We start from the raw sequence: 18,548 nt of genomic DNA on the forward strand, positions 1-18,548 counted from the left end.
ACCGGCTCCTTCTTGGGCGTTGCTCGGGCACCTTCGCCGGGTGTGGGGCTCTCCCGGGCTGACCCGTCGCGCCCGCTCCGGCACCGGGGGTGCGGGCGGCCGTCGGGACCGGGCGGGAGAAGCGGGTGTGCCCGCCCCGGGGGGTCGGGCGGGCACACCCACGGAAGGGGATACGTGTTCCACGTTAGGTGCGACGGGTCACCAAGTCCCGCTTGTGCTAGGGAACTTCGAGTTCAGCTGCATGGGCGTCCCTCACGCGGTGGCGTCCTCGGCCTCGTCGAAGGTCGCCTGGTGTGCGCGCGGGGTGGGGGGCGGCGGTCCGCTCGGGGGGAAAGGGGTTAGGGGGGAGCGGACCGCCGGTACTGGGTGGGGGTGGGTCAGGCTATGGACTGGGCGAAGGTGAAGTAGCGGTACGGGTCGTAGCTGGCCTTGACGGCCTGGAGGACGGGGTAGTTGCGGCCGTAGTACGCCTGCTGCCAGTTGGGCAGGGCCGGGTCCATGAAGTTCTGGTAGGACTCGTGGTTGCCGGCTGCCTCGACCGTGGTGAAGGTGGTGTTCAGCCAGGCGTCGCCCGCGGCCCTGTCCTCCTGGGTGGGGGCCGCCGTGGTGTGGGCGAGCTGGATGCCCACCTCGAACTGGGTGGTGCGGTGCACGTAGGCGGTCGAGCCGGCGCCGAAGTCGTTGACGCGGCCGCCGTAGGAGAGCAGGGCCAGGACGCGGAACTGACCGGGGCGCAGCGAGGCCTCCATGCGGGCCAGGGTGTCCTGGACGGAGGTGCGCGTCTGGGCCTTGCTGAAGAGGGTGTTGCGGTAGGTGGCGTTGTACTCGCGGGGCAGGATGGCCTCCGGCGAGTAGCCGACGCGGTGGCATTCGCTGACGGTCTGGGTGCCGCAGCCGAAGATCGTCATCATGGCCTGCTGGTAGGGCAGTTCGACGACCTGACGGGTCACGCTCGCCTTGCCGTGCGCGGCCATGAAGGTGTTCAGGGCGCTCTCGGCGGCGGCCTGCGCGCCCGCGTACGATCCGGTGAGGATGACGTGCGGCTCGCCGCCCTGGTCAGTCGCCAGGGTGAACAGCAGCTGCGTGTTCAGCTCGCGCGGACCACTGATGATCCACTGCTGCCAGGCCTGGACGATGTCCACGGCGTCCGACCAGGCGAAGGTCAGGTTGAACAGGGTGAGCGACGGGACCGAGACCGGGCGTACCTCGTACTCGGTGACGATGCCGAAGTTACCGCCGCCTCCGCCGCGCAGGGCCCAGAACAGGTCCGGGTTGTCCTTGGCGGACGCCGTGACCGCCCTGCCGTCGGCCAGGACCACTCGCGCCGAGACCAGCCGGTCGGCGGCCGTGCCGTACTTGCGGGAGGCGGGGCCGAGGCCGCCGCCCTGGAGGAAGCCGCCCATCGCGACCGTGGGGCAGGTGCCCGAGATGACCTGGAGGCCCAGCGCGGACAGGGTGTTGGTGATGTCGACGCCCTGGGCGCCGGGGCCCAGGCGGACCGTGGATCCCGTGGCGCGCACCGAGTTGAGGCGGGAGACGTCGATGACCAGGCCGGGCGTGGTCGAGTAGCCGGCGTTGCTGTGGCCGCCGCTGCGGACCGAGAAGGCCAGGCTGTTGTCCTGGGCGAAGCGGAGACAGGTGGCGACGTCGGCGGTGGAGGTGCAGTACGCGACCGCCTGGGGGTGGATCACGTCCCACTTGGCCTGGTGGAGCTGGATCGCCTGGTCGTACGTGGACTCTCCGGGGAGCACGAGGGTGCCGGTCAGGGCGGCCCGCAGGGTGCTCCAGGAGGGGGCGGCGGCCGCGGAGCCGGCTCCGGCCAGCACCATGCCGCCGGTCGAGACGGTCAGCGCGGCGGCCGCGCCGACGCCTGCGCCGGTGCGTATGAGCGAGCGTCTGCTGATCACAGGTCAGATCCCCCTTGTGTCGCGTTCCTGGTCAAGGCGTTGCGAAGTTCCGTACACGTGGGTCGGCTCGGATACGGGGGAGAGTTTTTCCGATAGCTCTTGCAGCTCGCTTAATTCGGCTGGCCGTTCGAGCATGGTCGCCGTGATTGCTCTGGTCGCCGTGGTGGTCGTGGTCGCGGTGATGATCGTGGTGATCGTGGTGTGGGGCCGTCAGCGACGGCGAGGTGCGGTGCGCGTGGCTCGTAGCCATTCCTTGTTCATGCTCGTGATGGACACGAGCGGGATGCCTTTGGGGCAGGCGGTGGCGCATTCGCCGGTGAGGGTGCAGCCGCCGAAGCCTTCCTCGTCCATCTGCGCCACCATGTCCAGCACCCGCGTCTCCCGCTCGGGCGCGCCCTGGGGCAGGACGTTGAGGTGGTTGATCTTGGCGGAGGTGAACAGCATCGCCGCCCCGTTCGGACACGCCGCCACGCACGCACCGCAGCCGATGCACTCGGCGTGCTCGAAGGCGAAGTCGGCGTCCGGCTTGGGCACCGGCGTCGCGTGCGCCTCGGGAGCGGCTCCGGTGGGGGCGGTGATGTAGCCGCCGGCCTGGATGATCCGGTCGAAGGCCGAGCGGTCCACGACCAGGTCCTTGATGACCGGGAACGCGGAGGCCCGCCACGGCTCGATGTCGATGGTGTCGCCGTCCTGGAAGGACCGCATGTGCAGCTGGCAGGTGGTGGTGCGCTCCGGGCCGTGCGCGTCGCCGTTGATGACCAGGGAGCAGGCGCCGCAGATGCCCTCGCGGCAGTCGTGGTCGAAGGCGACGGGGTCCTCACCGCGCAGGATGAGCTCCTCGTTGAGGGTGTCGAGCATCTCCAGGAAGGACATGTCGGAGGAGATGCCGTCCACCTCGTAGGTGGACATGGCGCCTTCGGCGTCGGCGTTCTTCTGCCGCCAGACGCGCAGGGTGAGCCTCATGCGTAGCTCCGCTGGGTGGGGTGGACGTACTCGAAGACCAGGTCTTCCTTGTGCAGGACGGGAGCGGAGCCGGTGCCGGTGAACTCCCAGGCGGCCGCGTAGGCGAACTCCTCGTCCTTGCGGGCCGCTTCGCCGTCGGGGGTCTGGGACTCCTCACGGAAGTGGCCGCCGCAGGACTCGGCGCGGTGCAGCGCGTCCAGGCACATCAGCTCGGCCAGTTCCAGGTAGTCCACGATCCGGTTGGCTTTCTCCAGCGACTGGTTGAACTCCTCGCCGGTGCCGGGGACCTTGATCCGCCGCCAGAACTCCTCACGGATCTGCGGGATGCGCTCCAACGCCTTGCGCAGCCCGGCGTCGGAGCGGGCCATGCCGCAGAACTCCCACATGAGTTCGCCGACTTCGCGGTGGAAGGAGTCCGGGGTGCGGTCGCCGTCCACCGACAGGAGTCGAGCAAGGCGGGTCTGTGTCTCCGACACCGTCTGGCGGACGACCGGGTGTTCGTCCGTGACCTCGGATTGACGGGGGTTGCGGGCGAGGTAGTCGTTGATGGTCGCCGGGAGCACGAAGTAGCCGTCGGCGAGACCCTGCATCAGCGCCGAGGCGCCCAGCCGGTTCGCGCCGTGGTCGGAGAAGTTCGCCTCACCGATCGCGAACAGGCCCGGAACGGTGGTCTGAAGGTCGTAGTCGACCCACAGCCCGCCCATCGTGTAATGCACCGCCGGGTAGATCCGCATCGGGACCTCATAGGGGTCCTCGTCGGTGATCCGCTGGTACATGTCGAAGAGGTTGCCGTACTTGGCCTCGACCGCCTTACGGCCCATCCGCCGGATGGCGTCGGCGAAGTCGAGGTAGACGCCCTGCCCGCCGGGGCCGACTCCCCGCCCCTCGTCGCAGACGTTCTTCGCGGCGCGGGAGGCGATGTCACGCGGGACCAGGTTGCCGAAGGAGGGGTAGATGCGCTCCAGGTAGTAGTCGCGCTCGTCCTCGGGGATCTTGTTCGGCGGCCGGTCGTCACCCTTGGCCTTCGGCACCCAGATCCGGCCGTCGTTACGCAGCGACTCACTCATCAGCGTCAGCTTGGACTGGTGGTCGCCGGTCCGCGGAATGCACGTGGGGTGGATCTGCGTGAAGCACGGGTTGGCGAAGTACGCGCCCCGCCGGTGCGCCCGCCAGATGGCGGTGGCATTGGAGTTCATCGCGTTCGTCGACAGGTAGAACACATTGCCGTAGCCGCCGCTGGCGAGGACGACAGCGTCCGCGAAGTACGTGTCGATCTTCCCGGTGATCAGGTCCCGGGCGACGATCCCCCGTGCCCGGCCGTCGACGACGATCAGATCCAGCATCTCGGTGCGCGCGTGCATCTCCACGTTCCCGGCCGCGATCTGCCGCGACAGCGCCTGGTAGGCGCCGAGCAGCAGCTGCTGGCCCGTCTGGCCGCGGGCGTAGAACGTCCGCGAGACCTGCACGCCGCCGAAGGACCGGGTGTCCAGCAGCCCCCCGTACTCCCGCGCGAACGGCACACCCTGCGCCACGCACTGGTCGATAATCTCGACGGAGATCTGCGCGAGCCGGTGCACGTTCGACTCCCGGGCCCGGAAGTCACCGCCCTTGACCGTGTCGTAGAACAGCCGGTGGACCGAGTCACCGTCGTTGCGGTAGTTCTTCGCCGCGTTGATGCCGCCCTGCGCCGCGATGGAGTGGGCGCGCCGCGGGGAGTCCTGGTAGCAGAACTGGACGACGTGGTACCCCTGTTCGGCCAGCGTGGCCCCGGCCGAACCACCCGCCAGACCCGTCCCGACCACGATCACGGTGTGCTTGCGCCGGTTGGCCGGGTTGACCAGCTTGGCCTCGAAACGGCGCCTGTCCCAGCGCTCGTTCACCGGGCCGGAAGGCGCCTTGCCGTCCGTCAGCGGCTCGCCGGTCCGGTACTCCGCGAAAGCACTCATGTTCAGCTCACCACTCCGGTCATCACTGCCACGGGCACGGCGAGGAAGCCGGCCGTGAGCACAAGGGCGAGAACGTTCGCCGTGGCCTTCAAGACGCGGTCACGTGTGCGGCTGCCGGCCCCCAGGCTCTGCGCGGCACTCCAGAAACCGTGCCGGACATGCACACCCAGCGCCGTGACCGCGGTGATGTAGATGACATTGCCGTACCAGGTGGAGAAGGTGTCCAGCACGTTCTGATACGGCCGGCCCTCCTCAAAACCCCTGGTATGGACCGTGCCCGTCGTCAGGTCGAGCAGGTGCCAGACGATGAACAGGCCCAGGATCACCCCACCCCAGCGCATCGTCCGCGTGGCATAACTCGCCCGCCTCTTCTTGTGCACGTACTTCGACGGGCGGGCCTTGATGTCCCGGCGGCTCAGCTGGTACGCGCAGACACCGTGGGCGACGACCGCCACGATCAACACCGCCCGTAGTCCCCACAGGAACCACTCGTAGTGCAGGGCCGGTTCGCCAAGGGTGCGCAGCCAGTGGGCGTATTCGTTGAAGTCGTCGGGGCCGAAGAAGATCTTCAGGTTTCCCAGCATGTGCAGGACGAGGTACATCAGCATGATCAGGCCGCTGACGGCCATCACCGTCTTCTTGCCGACGGAGCTGTCCCACAGGGTGCGTGCCGTGGACGGTCGTCGGTTCGTCCGCGTTGCCAGAGCCATGTCACAAGACATTAGGGAGGGTCGGGTAGAGAGATCCCTGACGGACGCTGGAGCGGGGGTGGGGTGGCCGTGGCGCGCGGGGGTGGGGCGGGGGGATGGCAAGCGCATGGCAAGGGCGGAGTACGTGTGTGCAGCATCTATGACAGGAAAGGGCCGGCTGCGGGCGGGCGTGGCAGCGGGCAGGGGGGCAAAGCCGTCCTGGCGGGCGAGTGCGGGGCTCGGCGGGCGGTTTCGTTGACGGGTGTCGACGTCGGTCGGCACGCTCGCTGCATCCCGATCCGCCGAAACGGGAGACACGAGATTGCCTTTGCCCGCACACCTGCTTGCTCGCGCTCGGAGTTCCGTGCGGGGCGACGCTGACTGATCCGGTTCGGATGAGAGCCGGTTGACCGGCGCCGTCGTCGCTGCTGCTCCAGCTCCTCCTTCTTCTTCGTTTCGTCTGTCCGTGCCCGTGTCCCTTGCTGTCTCTTCTTGTCCCTTGCTGTCTCTCGTTGTCTCTCGCTGCCCTGTGGTCGCCCGGAAAACTATGAAATGGCTGTTATGACCCTCGCTATCGCGTGGTCGAACGCCGTGCGGGCCACCACCGACCGAGCCTGCTCGAGGAGTGAACCCACCATGCTGAGGACGCTGATCGTCGGATTCGGCCGCTCCGGCCACGGACTGCACTGGAGCGTGTTGCGCCGACTGCGCCGTACGGAGCGCTACGCCGGTCTCTTCTCCGACGAACCGCCCGTCGTCTACGACGCCGACCCACGCACACCACAGCTGTCGGACGCCGATGTGATAGCCGTGGACAACCTGGCCCGGGCGCGGGAGTTGCTGGATCCCGAGAACACCATCGTCCACCTGTGCACCCCGCCCACGCACCGGCTGGGGCCGCTGACGGAACTCGCCGACCTCGGCTTCCGCAAGATCCTCGTGGAGAAGCCGCTGGTGGCCACGGTCAGCGAGCTGCCCGACATCGACGACCTGCGGCGTACGCGCAAGCTGGAGCTCATGGTGGTCGCGCACTGGCTCCAGAGCGCGCTCACCCTGCGCCTGCACGAGCTGGTACAGGGCGGTGAACTGGGCGAGCTGGAGACGGTGTTCATCGCCCAGCGCAAGCCCCGTATCGCCCGCACCCTGGCCACCGAGGGGCACCCGACCGCTTTCGACGTGGAGCTTCCGCACTCGGTGGGCGTGGTGCTGTCGCTGGCCGGCGACGCCAAGACGGTGGGCGCCGAGCTGCGCGACATGCGGGTGCAGAACATCGTGGTGCCCGAGATGGGGGCCGCGCGGCTCTTCCTGGACCACACCACGGGCTGCCAGACGGAGATCTTCTCCGATCTCGCCTCGCCGCTGCGGGAGCGGGTCATCCGGCTCGGCTTCAGCCGAGGCTGGGCGGTGGGGCACTACCCCATCAGCGAGAGCGACGACCACGCCCACCTGACCACCTCGATCGATGGCCTGGTGCCGCAGCCGGTGTTCCGGGACGACTCGCTGTCCCGGTTCCTGGTGCACGCCTACGAGCAGTTCGCCTACGGCGCCGACCTGGAGCCCGACTTCCAGCTCAACGCCTGTGTCACCACCCTGCTCGCCGAGGCGAAGGAGCATGCGCGGCTGTCTCGTCTGGGGGCCGAGGTCGGGGCCTTCCAGCCGGAGGTCGTACGTCATGCTTCCTGACCGGACCGCGGCCTCCGGCCCGCTTCCGCGGGGGGAGGCGGTGCCCGGGATCCTCTACGCCGGCATCGGCGACGAGGCCGGACGCAGCCTCGAGCACCAGGTCGCGGCGGTGACCGCGCTGGGCTGGCAGCTGATCGAGCTGCGCAGCGTCGACGGCGTCGCGCTCGCCGACCTCGACGGCGAGGCCTTCGACAGCTGTGTGCGCACGGTGCGCGCGGCGGGGCTCGGGATCGCCTGCGTGGACTCGCGGATCGCCGACTGGTCCAGGCCCATCAGCCAGGGCATCGACGCCGACCTGTGGGAGCTGGAACGGCTCGGCCCGCGCTGTGCGGCGCTCGGCACCCGGTATGTGCGGGTGATGTCGTATCCCAACGACGGTCTGGACGACGCCGACTGGGGCGCGGAGGTGATCCGCCGGATGCGGGTGCTGTCCGCGCGGGCCGCCGAGTACGGGCTGGTGCTGCTGCACGAGAACTGTGCCGGCTGGGCGGGGCGCAGCGCGGAGCGGATGTGGCGGCTGCTGACCGAGGTCGACAGCCCGGCGCTGCGGCTGCTGTTCGACACCGGCAACGGCGCCGCCTACCACTACCAGGCCTACGACGTGCTGGAGCGGCTGCTGGAGGTCTGCCCCGAGGCGGTGGCGCACGTCCACGTCAAGGACGCCGTGGGAAGTGGCGGTACGGCCGCCTACACCCTGCCGGGCGAGGGCGAGAGCCGGGTCGCGGACTGTCTGCGGCTGCTGCTGGAGGCCGGTTACGCGGGCGTGTGGTCGATCGAGCCGCATCTGGCGCTGCGGCCCCACGAGAGCCGGACCGAGCTGGGCGACGACGGGCCCGCCTTGTTCGCCGAGTACGGCCGCCATCTGGAACGGCTCGTCACCACCGAAGTCCTCGATCCCCGCCGTACCGCCAGAGAGGAGGCCCCTTGTGTCCGCTCGAACCGCTGAGGGAACGCGTCACGCGCCGCTGACCCGGGCCGACGACGAGCTGCTGCTGCACCTGCTGTCGCTGAACACGGCCGGCCCGCTGGAGGGCACGCCCACCGGTGAGGTCCGGCTGTGGGAGGCGCAGCTCGCCTACGCCGAGGCGGCCCGGGCGCTGGGGTTCACCGTCGAGTGGCACGGTACGTGCGCGGCGGAGGAGCTCACCGACGAGCAGGTGCCCGCCGCGGTGCGCTCGGCGATCGCCCGCGATCCCGAATTCCTGCGGGTGCAGCCCTCGTTGGTGCTGCGGCTCGGGCCGCGGCTGCCCCGGCAGCAGACGGTGATGTTCAACGTGCACATGGACACCGTCGCCGGACGGCAGCCGGTGCGACTGGACGGTCAGACGTTCTTCGGACGGGGGGCCATCGACGCCAAGGGCCCCGCGGTGGCGCTGCTCGCCGGTGTCCGTGCGGCGGCGGACGCGGACCCGCGGATCGGCACCGAGACCGGTGTGCTGATCCAGGTGGTGTCCGGCGAGGAGGGCGGCGCCATGGGGGTGTGCGGCACCCGGCCCCTGGTGGAGAAGGGGTACACGGGTCGGCTGAACATCTTCTGCGAGCCCACCCGGGGCCGGCTGCTGACCCGTTCCACCGCGGCGATGACGGCGCGCGTCCAGGTCGACGGCGACGACGCGATCGACGACGCCCCGGCCGCCGGTCACAACGCCAGCGTGCTCCTCGGCCATCTGGCCGGGCATCTGGCGCGGACCCTGCCCGCCCACGCCGGCACCGGGCAGGTGTGCGTGGCCGGGCTCCAGACGGGGCCGCTGCACAACAAGGTGTACGGCAGAGGGCAGTTGCTGCTGAATCTGTCGTACGGCTCCGCCGCCGAGGCCGCCGACCTGGAGAAGGCGCTGCACGACGAGGTGCGCGCGGGACTCGCCGACTTCCGGGACCGGTGCGCCGACAGCCCGCTGCTGGCGAAGACCGCCGCCGACGGACCCCTGATCACCCGGGTGGACTGGCTCAAGCGGCGGCTGCCGACGCTGGACGCCCACGACAGCTGGGCCGAGGAGCTGCTCACCGAGCGGGTGGGCCTGCCCCGCTGGCCCGCCGACCTGCCCGCCTTCACCTGCGACGCGATCTGGACGGGCCATCTGCCGGGGGTGTTCACCGCCGTCCTCGGCCCCGGCGACCTGGAGGCCAACCACGCGCACGCCGAGAGCGAGTTCGCCGAGCGGGCCGAACTGGAGGCGTTCGCGGGCGATGTGGCCGGGCTGCTGACCGCCTTCGCCGCGACCGCGCACACCGAACTGCCGTGAGGGCGCACCGGACCGGCCCGCGGCCCCGGGCGAGCGCCCGACGGACGCCCCGCCGGTTTGGCACGGCCCCTGTGACGTCATGCGAATGAGGAGAAGATGACCACCACCGCGACCCTCGACCGCACCACCGTGCGGCTGGACTACTACGAGCTGGCCGGGTTCACCGCCGAGGTGTTCACCCGCCGTGGTCTGGCACCCGACCGGGCCGAGATCGCCGCCCGCGCCCTGGTCCACGGCGACCTGACCGGTGTCACCTCGCACGGCCTGGCCAACCTGACCCGCCTCTACCTGCCGCTGTTCGACGACAAGCGCACCGATCCCACGGCCGACCTGGAGATCGTCGCCGACCGCGGCGCGGCCGTCCTCGTCGACTCGCACGACGCCCTCGGCCTGTGGTCCGCGCGGGCCGCGATGGACCTGGCCCTGGAGCGCGCCGACACCCACGGCGTCGGCATGGTCTCCCTGTACAACGGCACCCACTTCGGCTGCGCCGGGCACTTCACCGCGCACGCCGCCGAACAGGGCGCGCTGGGCTTCCTCGCCGGGAACTGCGGCGGCCAGCGGATCATCCGGCCGCCGGGCGCCTCCCAGGCCCTGCTGGGCACCAACCCCTTCTCCATCGCCGCGCCGGCCGGCCCCTACCCGCCGTACGTGCTGGACATGTCCACCACCGTCGTCCCGACCGGCCGGGTGCGGTCCGCGGCCCGCGCCGGGAAGTCGATACCGGAAGGCTGGCTCATCGACGACGCGGGCCGGCCGGTCACCGACCCGACCGCGTTCGACCGCGGCGAGGCCCACCTCCAGTGGCTGGGCGGCCGGCCCGAGACCGGCGCCTACAAGGGCTACGCGCTCAGCCTGATGGTGGAGGCGCTCGCGGCGCTGCTGCCGGGCGCCGAGATGGGCCCCACCTCCACCAAGGGCCGCGACGACAACATCGGCTTCTTCGTCCTGGCCATCGCGCCGGGCAGGCTCCGCGACCAGGGCACCTTCCTCCAGCAGTCCGAGGACCTCTTCGGCGCCCTGCTCAACGCCCCCGCCCTCGACCCCGACTCCCCCGTGCGCTACCCGGGCTGGCCCGAGGCGCAGCACGCCCGCGAGGCCCGTGAGCACGGTGTCCCGCTGGCCGCCTCGCTCTACGCCGAGCTGGAGGCCGTCGCCGACCAGCACTCCCTGACCGTTCCGACCCCCTTCGGAGGCACCCGATGAGCACGCAGCCCCGCATCCGTATCGGCATCATCGGCCTGGGTGTCATCTCGCGCTTCTACGTCGACGCGCTCGCCGGCGAGATCCAGGACATCGAGCTGGCCGCCGTGTGCGACCTGAACGAGGCCACGCTCGACCCGCACCGGGGCACCATCCCGGTCTTCACCGACCACCGCGAGCTGCTGGCCTCCACCGAGCTGGACGCGGTCGTCGTCAACGTCCCCAACGACGTGCACTACGAGGTCTGCCGGGACGCGCTCGCCGCCGGTGTCGCGGTGTGCGTGGAGAAGCCGCTCGGCATCACCGTGCAGCAGGGACGCGCGCTGCGCGATCTCGCCGCGGAGAAGGGCGTGGCGCTGTTCACGGCCTACCACCGCCGCTACAACACCAACGTCCTGGACCTGCTGGCCTCCCTGCCCGCCGACGTGCCGATCGAGCGGCTCACGGTCCGCTACTGGGAGAAGATCGAGGAGCACGTCGGCAAGGACCGCTGGTACCTCGACCCAGAGCGCTGCGGCGGCGGCTGCGTCGCGGACAACGGCCCCAACGCCATCGACGTCGTCCATCTGTTCCTCGGCGACGACGTGGTCTTCAAGGAGGCCAGCGTCGGCCGCGACGAGACCGGCATCGACCGGATCGCCGTCATCACCTTGCAGAGCACCGAGGGCGTCACGGCCGTCGTCGACCTCGACTGGGCCTACGCGCACGGCGAGCGCAAGGACGTCGAGATCCTCCTCGCCGACGGCAGGGTCCTGACGGCCGACATGCTCGCCGGCTACCCGGCCTTCAAGAGCTCCCTGGCCCACGAATACGTCGGTGTGCTGCGGGAGTTCGGCGAGGTCCTGCGCGGGGAGCGCACCAGCTGGCCCGACGGTCTGGCCACGCTCGAACTCGTCGGCCAGGTCTACGCCGCCGAGTCCGCCCTCACCCGCGGCTGAGCGGCGTCCGCTCCGCCCGTCCCTCCGCCCCACCGCCCCTCACGCAACGCCAAGGAGCCGAACGTCATGGCACACCCGGAGAACGGCCGTAAGAAGAGCGTCGACGGCACCGTCGTCAAGGTCCTCAAGCACCGCCGGGACGACCGGGGCATGGTCCTGGAGGAGCACCGCAGCCGGTGTGTGCAGCAGGGCGAGGTCCACGAGCTGGTCACCACCGACCAGGTGGACACCCCGCCCGGCGGCCGGGTCGACCGGGTGGGCTTCCTCGGCTTCGCGGAGATCGCCGGCGCGGGTGTGCTGGACCGCGGTGACGAGGTGTGGGTGGGCCGGGAGCGCATCGGCACGGTCCTGGGCTGGGACGCCTGTCACTTCCCCAACCACTACAACATCCTGATCGCCTGCGATCCGCCGCGCACCGGCCCGGACGTCGGCCTGGAGCCGGGCGCCCGGATCCGGTTCGTGCCGGCGGCCGGGCACCGGGCCCGCGAGGAGGAACTGGGTTCGCTGCTGGCCACCGTGGGCTCCCCACGCGACCTGCGCCGCCTCGACCACGACGCGCTGCGGGTGCTGGCCGGCGAGATCCGCGATCTGCTGGTGCGCAAGGTTCCCGAGAAGGGTGGCCATCTGGGCTCGAACCTCGGTGTGGTGGAGCTGTCGCTCGCCCTGCACCGGGTGTTCGAGTCACCGCGGGACCAGATCCTGTGGGACATCGGCCACCAGACCTACGCGCACAAGATCCTCACCGGGCGCGCCGACCGGTTCGACTCGCTGCGGCGGGCGGGCGGTCTGTCGGGCTATCCCTCGCAGGCCGAGTCGGTGCACGACCTGGTGGAGAACTCGCACGCGTCCACCGCCCTGTCCTACGCCGACGGTCTGGCCAAGGCGCACCAGCTCAACGGCGAGCGGGACCGCAAGGTCGTCGCGGTGATCGGTGACGGGGCGCTGACCGGCGGGATGGCCTGGGAGGCCGTCAACAGCATCGCGGCGGCCAAGGACCGGCCGGTCGTCATCGTCCTCAACGACAACGGCCGCTCCCCCGCGCCGGGTACCGGGCGTGGGACCAGGCTGCGGGGCTCGCCCGCCTACGAGCGGTTCCTGGAGTGGGGCCGGATCGTCGCCAAGCGCACCCCGGTGCCCGGCGGCACCCTGTACGAGGGGTTGCAGGGCGCCCGGCAGCAACTGCGGGAGGTGGCCGTCGCGCAGAACCCGTTCGAGGGGCTGGGGCTGAAGTACGTCGGTCCGGTCGACGGGCACGACATTCCGGCCCTGGAGAAGGCGCTGGAGCAGGCCCGGGAACACGGCGGGCCGGTCCTGGTGCACACCGTGACCGTCAAAGGCGCCGGTCACACACCCGCGGAGAGCGACGACCCGGAGCGCTACCGGGCCCGGGGCTCTTACGCCGCGCGCGCCCGCCGCGAGGCGGCCGCCCCGGTGCGCACCTGGACGTCGGTGTTCTCCGAGGAGTTGGTGGCGGCGGGCCGGCGGCGCCGTGACGTGGTCGCGGTGACGGCCGGGCTGATGGAGCAGACGGGGCTGGCGGAGTTCTCCCGGGCGTTCCCGGAGCGGACCTTCGACATGGGCGTCGCCGAACAGCACGCGGTGACCTCGGCGGCCGGGCTGGCGCTGGGCGGACTGCACCCGGTGGTGGCGATGAACGCCATGTCCGTCAACCGGGCCTTCGACCAGGCGCTGCTGGACGTCGCCCTGCACCGGCTCCCGGTGACGCTGGTCCTGGACCGGGCCGGGGTGACCGGGGACGACGGGGCGAGCCGCAACGGTGTGTGGGACATGTCGATCCTCCAGGTGGTGCCGGGGCTGCGGATCGCCGCACCGCGGGACGGCAGGCGGCTGAGCGAGCTGTTCCGGGAGGCGGTGGCCGCGGACGGGCCGACCGCGGTGCGCTTCCCCGACGGGGAGCTGGACGCGGATCTCGACGCGGTCGACACGGTCGGCGGGATCGATGTGCTGCACCGCGGGGACGGGGAGGACGTCCTGATCGTCGCGGTCGGTTCGATGGCACGGACCGCGCTGGACGCCGCCGCGCTGCTGGCGGGTGAGGGCGTCGGCTGCACCGTCGTCGACCCGCGCTGGGTCAAGCCCGTCGATCCCGGTCTGGTGCCCCTGGCCGGCCGGCACCGGCTGGTGGTCACGGTCGAGGAGAACGAGCTGACCGGTGGCGTGGGTTCGGCGGTCGCGCAGGCGCTGCGGGCGGCCGGGGTGGACACCCCGCTGCGGAAGTTCGGCATCGCCCAGGAGTTCCTGGAGCACGCCGAACGCGCTGAGATCCTGCGGAAGTTGAGCATCACCCCGAGCGACATCGCCCTGCAGGTCAGCGCCACCCTCGACCGTGCCGGCACCGGGGTGCGGGCCACGGCCGGACGGGCGGCGTAGGAGGTGGGCGGCGCGGCGGACAGACGCGGATGCCGGTCGACGGGCGGCGGCCGGGTGACCGGGTGACCGGGCGGGCATCGCGGGTCGTGCGGGAGGTCGGCGGTGCGGCCGGTCGACCGGCGGCGGCCGGACGGGCCGCGCGGCAGACGACTCCGAGACGGGGCGGCGCCGGTGCCGGGCGATCGGTGGGGGTTCGAGTGGGCCCCGGAGGAGGTGAAGCGGGACGCGCGGCGCCGGTGGCGGTCGACGGGCGGCGGACGGACGAGAGCGCGGCGGTCCCGCCGGTCGACCGGCGGCAGCCGGACGGCCATGCGGCGGGCGGACGGCCGTGCGGCGGGTGGACCCGAGGTGGGGCGGCGCCGGTGTCGGGCGACCGGTGGGGGTTCGAGTGGGCCCCGGAGGAGTTGAGGCGGGGTGGGTCAGGGGGTGGGGAGGTGGTGACGCAGGACTCGGCCGGTGGTGGAGCGGGGCAGGGACGGGACCAGTTGCAGGCGGGCGGGGAGGTGGGCGGTCAGGATGCCGCGGGAGAGCAGATGGGTGCGCAGGTCCAGCAGGGTGGGCGGGTCGCCCTCGGGGACCACGACGGCGCAGGCCAGTTCGCCGTGTTCGGGGTCGGTGCCGGCGACGACGGCGGCCTCGGCGACGTTCGGATGGGCCAGCAGGTGCTCCTCGACCTCGGTGACGGGCACCAGGAAGACACCGCCGACCTCTTCGGTGACGGCACTCACCCCGCCGGGGTCCCGCTCCCAGACCGGGCGCAGCCCACCAGCCTCGCGGCGCCACAGCGCCACGGGCGAGGCGGGACCGGGCCCGCCGTCCCCCTCCTCGCGGGCGGTCGCCCCCAGCGGCGCCCGCAGCGTCTCGCGGACCTGCAGCGCCAGCTGCCCGGTGGCACCGGACCCGCCGGGCAGCAGCGCGTGCTCGAGGGCGTCCGGCGGGCGCAGCCGCTGCTCCTGGGCGACGACGAGTTCCGCCCACTGCGCGGAGGTCGCCAGCGCCGCGCGCACCTCGGCCGCGGCCATCAGCTCCAGTGCCGTCTCCGGGTCCCACACGTCCTGGAGGACCACGGTGGAGCCGTGGGTGAGCGGGCCGACCACCGCGTGCAACAGCGACGGCAGCGCGGCCAGCGGCAGTGCCGTGAACGCGGTGGTGTGCGCCCGCGGGTCCAGGCCGGCGTGCAGGGTGTTGGGGGTGTGCAGGGCCATGCTGTGCGCGGAGTGCAGGCCCAGCGAGGTGACGGCGAGGGTGATCCGGTCGGCGAGGTGGGCGGGCAGCGGCAGCCAGCCGTGGCGCCGGTAGCGTTCGTGGGGCGTGCGCACGAAATGCCGGGTGAAGTCGACCGCGCCGGTGTCGGCCGCGTCGCCGAGCACCACGCGGTGGCGCAGCCAGGGCAGGGCGGGCGCCAGCTCGGCCAGGACCCGGGCGGGCGAGGTGCCCTCCCACCGGTCGAGGACGACACAGATCCGGGCTTCGGCGGCCCCGAGGACGCTCTCCAGGTCACGGGCGCCGTATCCCGCCATCACGGGTACGGCGACGGCGCCGATCCGCAGGCAGGCCAGCAGCAGCGCGCAGGTCTCCCACCGGTTGGGCAGCTGGAAGGCGACGGGGTCGTCGGCGTGGACCCCGAGGGCGTCCAGGGCGTGCGCGAACCGGTCGACGTAGCGGGCGAGTTGGCCGTAGGAGATGCGCAGCACGCGGGTGGCGGCGGGGTGGTGGGCGCGGTGGGCGACGATCGCGGTGCGGTGCGGGTGTGCGGCGGCGTGGCGGTACAGGTCGTGCAGCAGGGTGCCGGTGCGCCAGTGGCCCTCCGCGGTGAAGCGGGCCCGCTGCTCGGCGGGGGGCCGTACGGCGGCCAGCAGGTCGGCGAGCGGGACGCCGCCGTCGCGGGGGGCGGGTGCCTCGGCGGCGGGGGCCGGCTGCGCCGCCCACAGACCGGTGCGCAGGAAGAGGTCCTGCGGTGCGTGCCGGGACGCCGTCATCAGCGTCGCCTGCCAACGGCCCAGGCCACCTGGACTCTGGAGCGGCAGCCGAGTTTGCGCATCACGTTGCGGACATGGTTGACGACCGTCCATTCGGCGATCTTGAGCCGGGCGGCGATCTGCCGGTTCGTCATGCCCTCGGCGACCAGGAGGGCCACCTGGAGTTGCCGGGGGGTGAGGGCGGCGGCCTCGCTGCGTTCGGTGCCCTGGCCGGGCTCGACCGCGGCGAGCGCCTCGGCGACCATCGCCTCGGGCCGCATCCGCAGTCCTTCGACCCAGGCGGTGGCGAACACGCTCCAGCCGAGCTGGCCGCGCAGGTCGGTGACCGCGCTCTGGAGCCGGCCCCAGCGTTCGCCGTCGACCTTCACCCCGGTACGCCGCCGCAGGTTCTCGGCGGCGGCCAGCAACCGGGTGGCGCGCTGCGGCTGGCCCGCGCCCCGCTGGATGAGCAGGGCGAACGTGTCGAGCGCCGTGGGCAGTTCGGTGCGCTCGTCGATCGAGTCGTACAGGGTCAGGCTCTGCCGCAGCGCCGCCTGCGCGCCGGCCTCGTCCTCTTCGTCCCAGGCGAGTTGGGCCCGCAGATGCAGGGTGCGGGCCAGGTCGCGGATCTCGCCGTTCTGGCGCTGGATGCGCTCGGCCCGTTCCAGCAGGGGCAGGGCCTCCTGGGGCTGGCCGGAGGCCGCCGCCACCTCGGCGAGACAGGCGGCCGCCTCCGCGGAACCCACGGTGTCGCCCTGTCCCTCCAGGGCGGCGCGGGACGCGGTCAGCAGGGACCGGCCGACCGCCTGGTCGCCGCACCGGAACAGCGCGTGGCCCATGCGGGCCGAGGCCAGCGCCCCGGCGCGCGCGTCCCGCAGGCGCTTGTACAGGGCGACGGCTCTGCGGTGCCGGTGCGCGGCGCCGTCGTGGTCGCCCAGGGCGGCGGCGAGCAGGCCGGCGCCGGTGTGGAGCCGGGCCCGCAGCCGCAGGTCGCTCTCCTTCTCACCGCCGTCGGACCGGTCGGCCGCCTCGTGCAGGGCCTGCGCGGTGGAGTCGAACCAGTGCAGGCCCACCTTGAGTTCGCCTCTGACCAGCCAGGGGCGCAGACACGCGGCGACCAGGGCGGCCCGCGCGGCGAGGTCGGTGCCCTCGGCCATGTGGTCGAGGGCGGCCAGGACGTTGTCGTGCTCGGCGACAGCCAGCCGCAGCCAGTGCTGCTGCTCGGAGCCGTAGAAGCGGCCCTCGAGGGAGTGCATCAGCTTCTGGTAGTGCTGGGCGTGGGCCCGGCGGGCCGCCATCGCCTCCTCGGGGTCGCTGTCGAGGACGGCGAGGCTGTGGACGCGGATGGTGCGCGACATCGTCAACCGGCTGTCGGTGTGCTGGCGTTCGTCGAGTCGGAGCAGGTTGCGGTCGAGCAGTTCCTCGATCGCGGCGGCGGTCTCGGCGGGCGGCAGCGGGGAGACCTTCTCGGCGGTGGCGAGGGTGGCGCCCTGCCGGAACAGCGCGAGGCGGGCGAGCAGCGCCCGCTGGCCGGCGGTCAGTCCCCGGCAGCTCCATTCGGCGGCGGCGAGCAGGGAGCGCTGCCGGGGCGGCACGTCGACCAGCCCGGACAGGTGGCTGTCGCCGGCCCGGTGCAGCCACGACTGCACCTCTTGCAGCGGGAACAACCGCAGCCGGCGGGCGGCCAGTTCCAGGGCGAGGGGTACACCCTCCAGCAGGTTGCAGATGTCGACGACGCAGGCGACGTTCTCGGCCGTGAGCGCGAAGCCGGGGTTGACCTCGTGGGCGCGGCGCGTGAACAGCTGCACGGCCGGGTTGTCCTGCACGTCGGCGACGTCGGGCTCGATGAGCGGGCCGGGCGCCGGCAGCGCTGTCACGGGGACCACCTGCTCGCCGTAGATGCGCAGCACCTCCTGGCCGGTGGCGAGGACGGTGAGCCAGGGGTGGGCGGCCAGGTGGTCGGCGACGGCGGGGGCCAGCCGGGCGGCGATGTGCTCCACCCCGTCGAGGATCAGCAGCGCCCGGGGCCGGGGCGCGGGGCCGCCCGCCGGGCGGTGCGCGGCAGCGGCGTCGCCCGCCGTCGAGGGCTCGTGCGCCCCGGGAGGAGGCCCGCCCAGGGCGTCGACGGCCCGGGCGACGGCGGCCACCGCCTCCTCGGGGCCGGGGCAGGCGGGCAGGTCCACGGTGCGGACGCCGCCAGGGAAGGCGCCGTCCAGCAGCTGGGCGGCCTCGGCGGCCAGGCGGCTCTTGCCCACGCCTCCGGCTCCCGCGAGTGTGATCAGCCGCAGGCCGGCGTCCTCGAGCCGTCCGCACACCGACGTCAGCTCCAGCTCGCGGCCCACTATCTCCGTCGTCGGCTCGTACACCGGCAAATCGGTCAGCATGTTTCCCCTCAGGACCACCGGGCGCCGATATGCGCCACAGGCTCGGGTACTCCCGGTACTCCACGGTGTGCCACGGCACGCTAGGGACCACGACTCGACCTTGACTTAAGGCCCTCTGAAGAATCCGGACGTCCGTTTGAGTCCCGTGGCCCGCTCCGACCGCTCCGACCAGGCCGAAAACCCGGGAAGGGGGTTCGATCCAGCCATTTCGCGATGGCGTCGAATCAAGGCGCCTCCTGGCGG

At 72.2% G+C, this 18,548-nt stretch carries 12 protein-coding genes; 6 read left to right on the forward strand and 6 right to left on the reverse strand.

Annotation, left to right across the window (positions count from 1 at the left end; all coding sequences use genetic code 11):
• Nucleotides 1-377 precede the first annotated feature (377 nt).
• The 4 genes from ACFUO4_RS37890 to ACFUO4_RS37905 all read right to left on the reverse strand — a co-directional run bounded on the left by ACFUO4_RS37890 (nucleotide 378) and on the right by ACFUO4_RS37905 (nucleotide 5,526).
• Entirely contained in the window at nucleotides 378-1,907 is a 1,530-nt protein-coding gene (locus tag ACFUO4_RS37890; RefSeq protein ID WP_383493576.1) for an FAD-dependent oxidoreductase, read from the reverse strand.
• Between the two features lie 210 nt (nucleotides 1,908-2,117).
• Entirely contained in the window at nucleotides 2,118-2,870 is a 753-nt protein-coding gene (locus ACFUO4_RS37895) for a succinate dehydrogenase/fumarate reductase iron-sulfur subunit (RefSeq protein WP_383493579.1), read from the reverse strand.
• A complete protein-coding gene (locus ACFUO4_RS37900; protein WP_383493582.1) occupies nucleotides 2,867-4,816 on the reverse strand; it encodes a fumarate reductase/succinate dehydrogenase flavoprotein subunit in 1,950 nt (649 codons plus the stop codon). The genes ACFUO4_RS37895 and ACFUO4_RS37900 overlap by 4 nt, the downstream gene beginning before the upstream one ends.
• 2 nt (nucleotides 4,817-4,818) lie before the next feature.
• The gene (locus ACFUO4_RS37905) at nucleotides 4,819-5,526 is read right to left on the reverse strand and encodes a succinate dehydrogenase (RefSeq protein WP_383493585.1); all 708 of its coding nucleotides are present in this window, start codon (nucleotides 5,524-5,526) and stop codon (nucleotides 4,819-4,821) included.
• Nucleotides 5,527-6,141: 615 nt separating this feature from the next.
• Here ACFUO4_RS37905 and ACFUO4_RS37910 point away from each other — a divergent pair.
• The 6 genes from ACFUO4_RS37910 (at nucleotide 6,142) to dxs (ending at nucleotide 13,963) form a co-directional block, all read left to right on the forward strand.
• Nucleotides 6,142-7,188 (forward strand): Gfo/Idh/MocA family oxidoreductase, encoded by a 1,047-nt coding sequence (locus ACFUO4_RS37910; protein WP_383493588.1) that lies wholly within the window; start codon nucleotides 6,142-6,144, stop codon nucleotides 7,186-7,188.
• On the forward strand, nucleotides 7,178-8,134 hold the full coding sequence (locus ACFUO4_RS37915; protein ID WP_079309980.1) for a sugar phosphate isomerase/epimerase family protein: 957 nt from the start codon (nucleotides 7,178-7,180) through the stop codon (nucleotides 8,132-8,134). The genes ACFUO4_RS37910 and ACFUO4_RS37915 overlap by 11 nt, the downstream gene beginning before the upstream one ends.
• Nucleotides 8,115-9,431: a M20/M25/M40 family metallo-hydrolase gene (locus tag ACFUO4_RS37920; protein WP_383493590.1), complete on the forward strand. Its 1,317-nt coding sequence runs from the start codon at nucleotides 8,115-8,117 to the stop codon at nucleotides 9,429-9,431. Before ACFUO4_RS37915 ends, ACFUO4_RS37920 begins: the two co-directional genes overlap by 20 nt.
• Nucleotides 9,432-9,527: 96 nt before the next feature.
• Entirely contained in the window at nucleotides 9,528-10,637 is a 1,110-nt protein-coding gene (locus tag ACFUO4_RS37925) for an Ldh family oxidoreductase (protein WP_383493592.1), read from the forward strand.
• Nucleotides 10,634-11,572, forward strand: coding sequence for a Gfo/Idh/MocA family protein (locus ACFUO4_RS37930; protein WP_383493595.1), 939 nt, complete (start codon nucleotides 10,634-10,636; stop codon nucleotides 11,570-11,572). The genes ACFUO4_RS37925 and ACFUO4_RS37930 overlap by 4 nt, the downstream gene beginning before the upstream one ends.
• A gap of 66 nt (nucleotides 11,573-11,638) precedes the next feature.
• Nucleotides 11,639-13,963: a 1-deoxy-D-xylulose-5-phosphate synthase gene (gene dxs, locus ACFUO4_RS37935; protein ID WP_383493598.1), complete on the forward strand. Its 2,325-nt coding sequence runs from the start codon at nucleotides 11,639-11,641 to the stop codon at nucleotides 13,961-13,963.
• A 419-nt stretch (nucleotides 13,964-14,382) separates the two neighbouring features.
• On the opposite strand, the gene ACFUO4_RS37940 is transcribed toward dxs, so the two are convergent.
• Nucleotides 14,383-15,942 (reverse strand): AMP-binding protein, encoded by a 1,560-nt coding sequence (locus ACFUO4_RS37940; RefSeq protein ID WP_383493601.1) that lies wholly within the window; start codon nucleotides 15,940-15,942, stop codon nucleotides 14,383-14,385.
• Nucleotides 15,942-18,305, reverse strand: a complete 2,364-nt coding sequence (locus ACFUO4_RS37945) for an ATP-binding protein (protein ID WP_383493604.1) — start codon at nucleotides 18,303-18,305, stop codon at nucleotides 15,942-15,944. The genes ACFUO4_RS37940 and ACFUO4_RS37945 overlap by 1 nt, the downstream gene beginning before the upstream one ends.
• Nucleotides 18,306-18,548: the final 243 nt, after the last annotated feature.

Origin of the sequence: Streptomyces sp. NPDC057280 (assembly GCF_042668605.1) — a bacterium.
GTDB lineage: Bacteria > Actinomycetota > Actinomycetes > Streptomycetales > Streptomycetaceae > Streptomyces.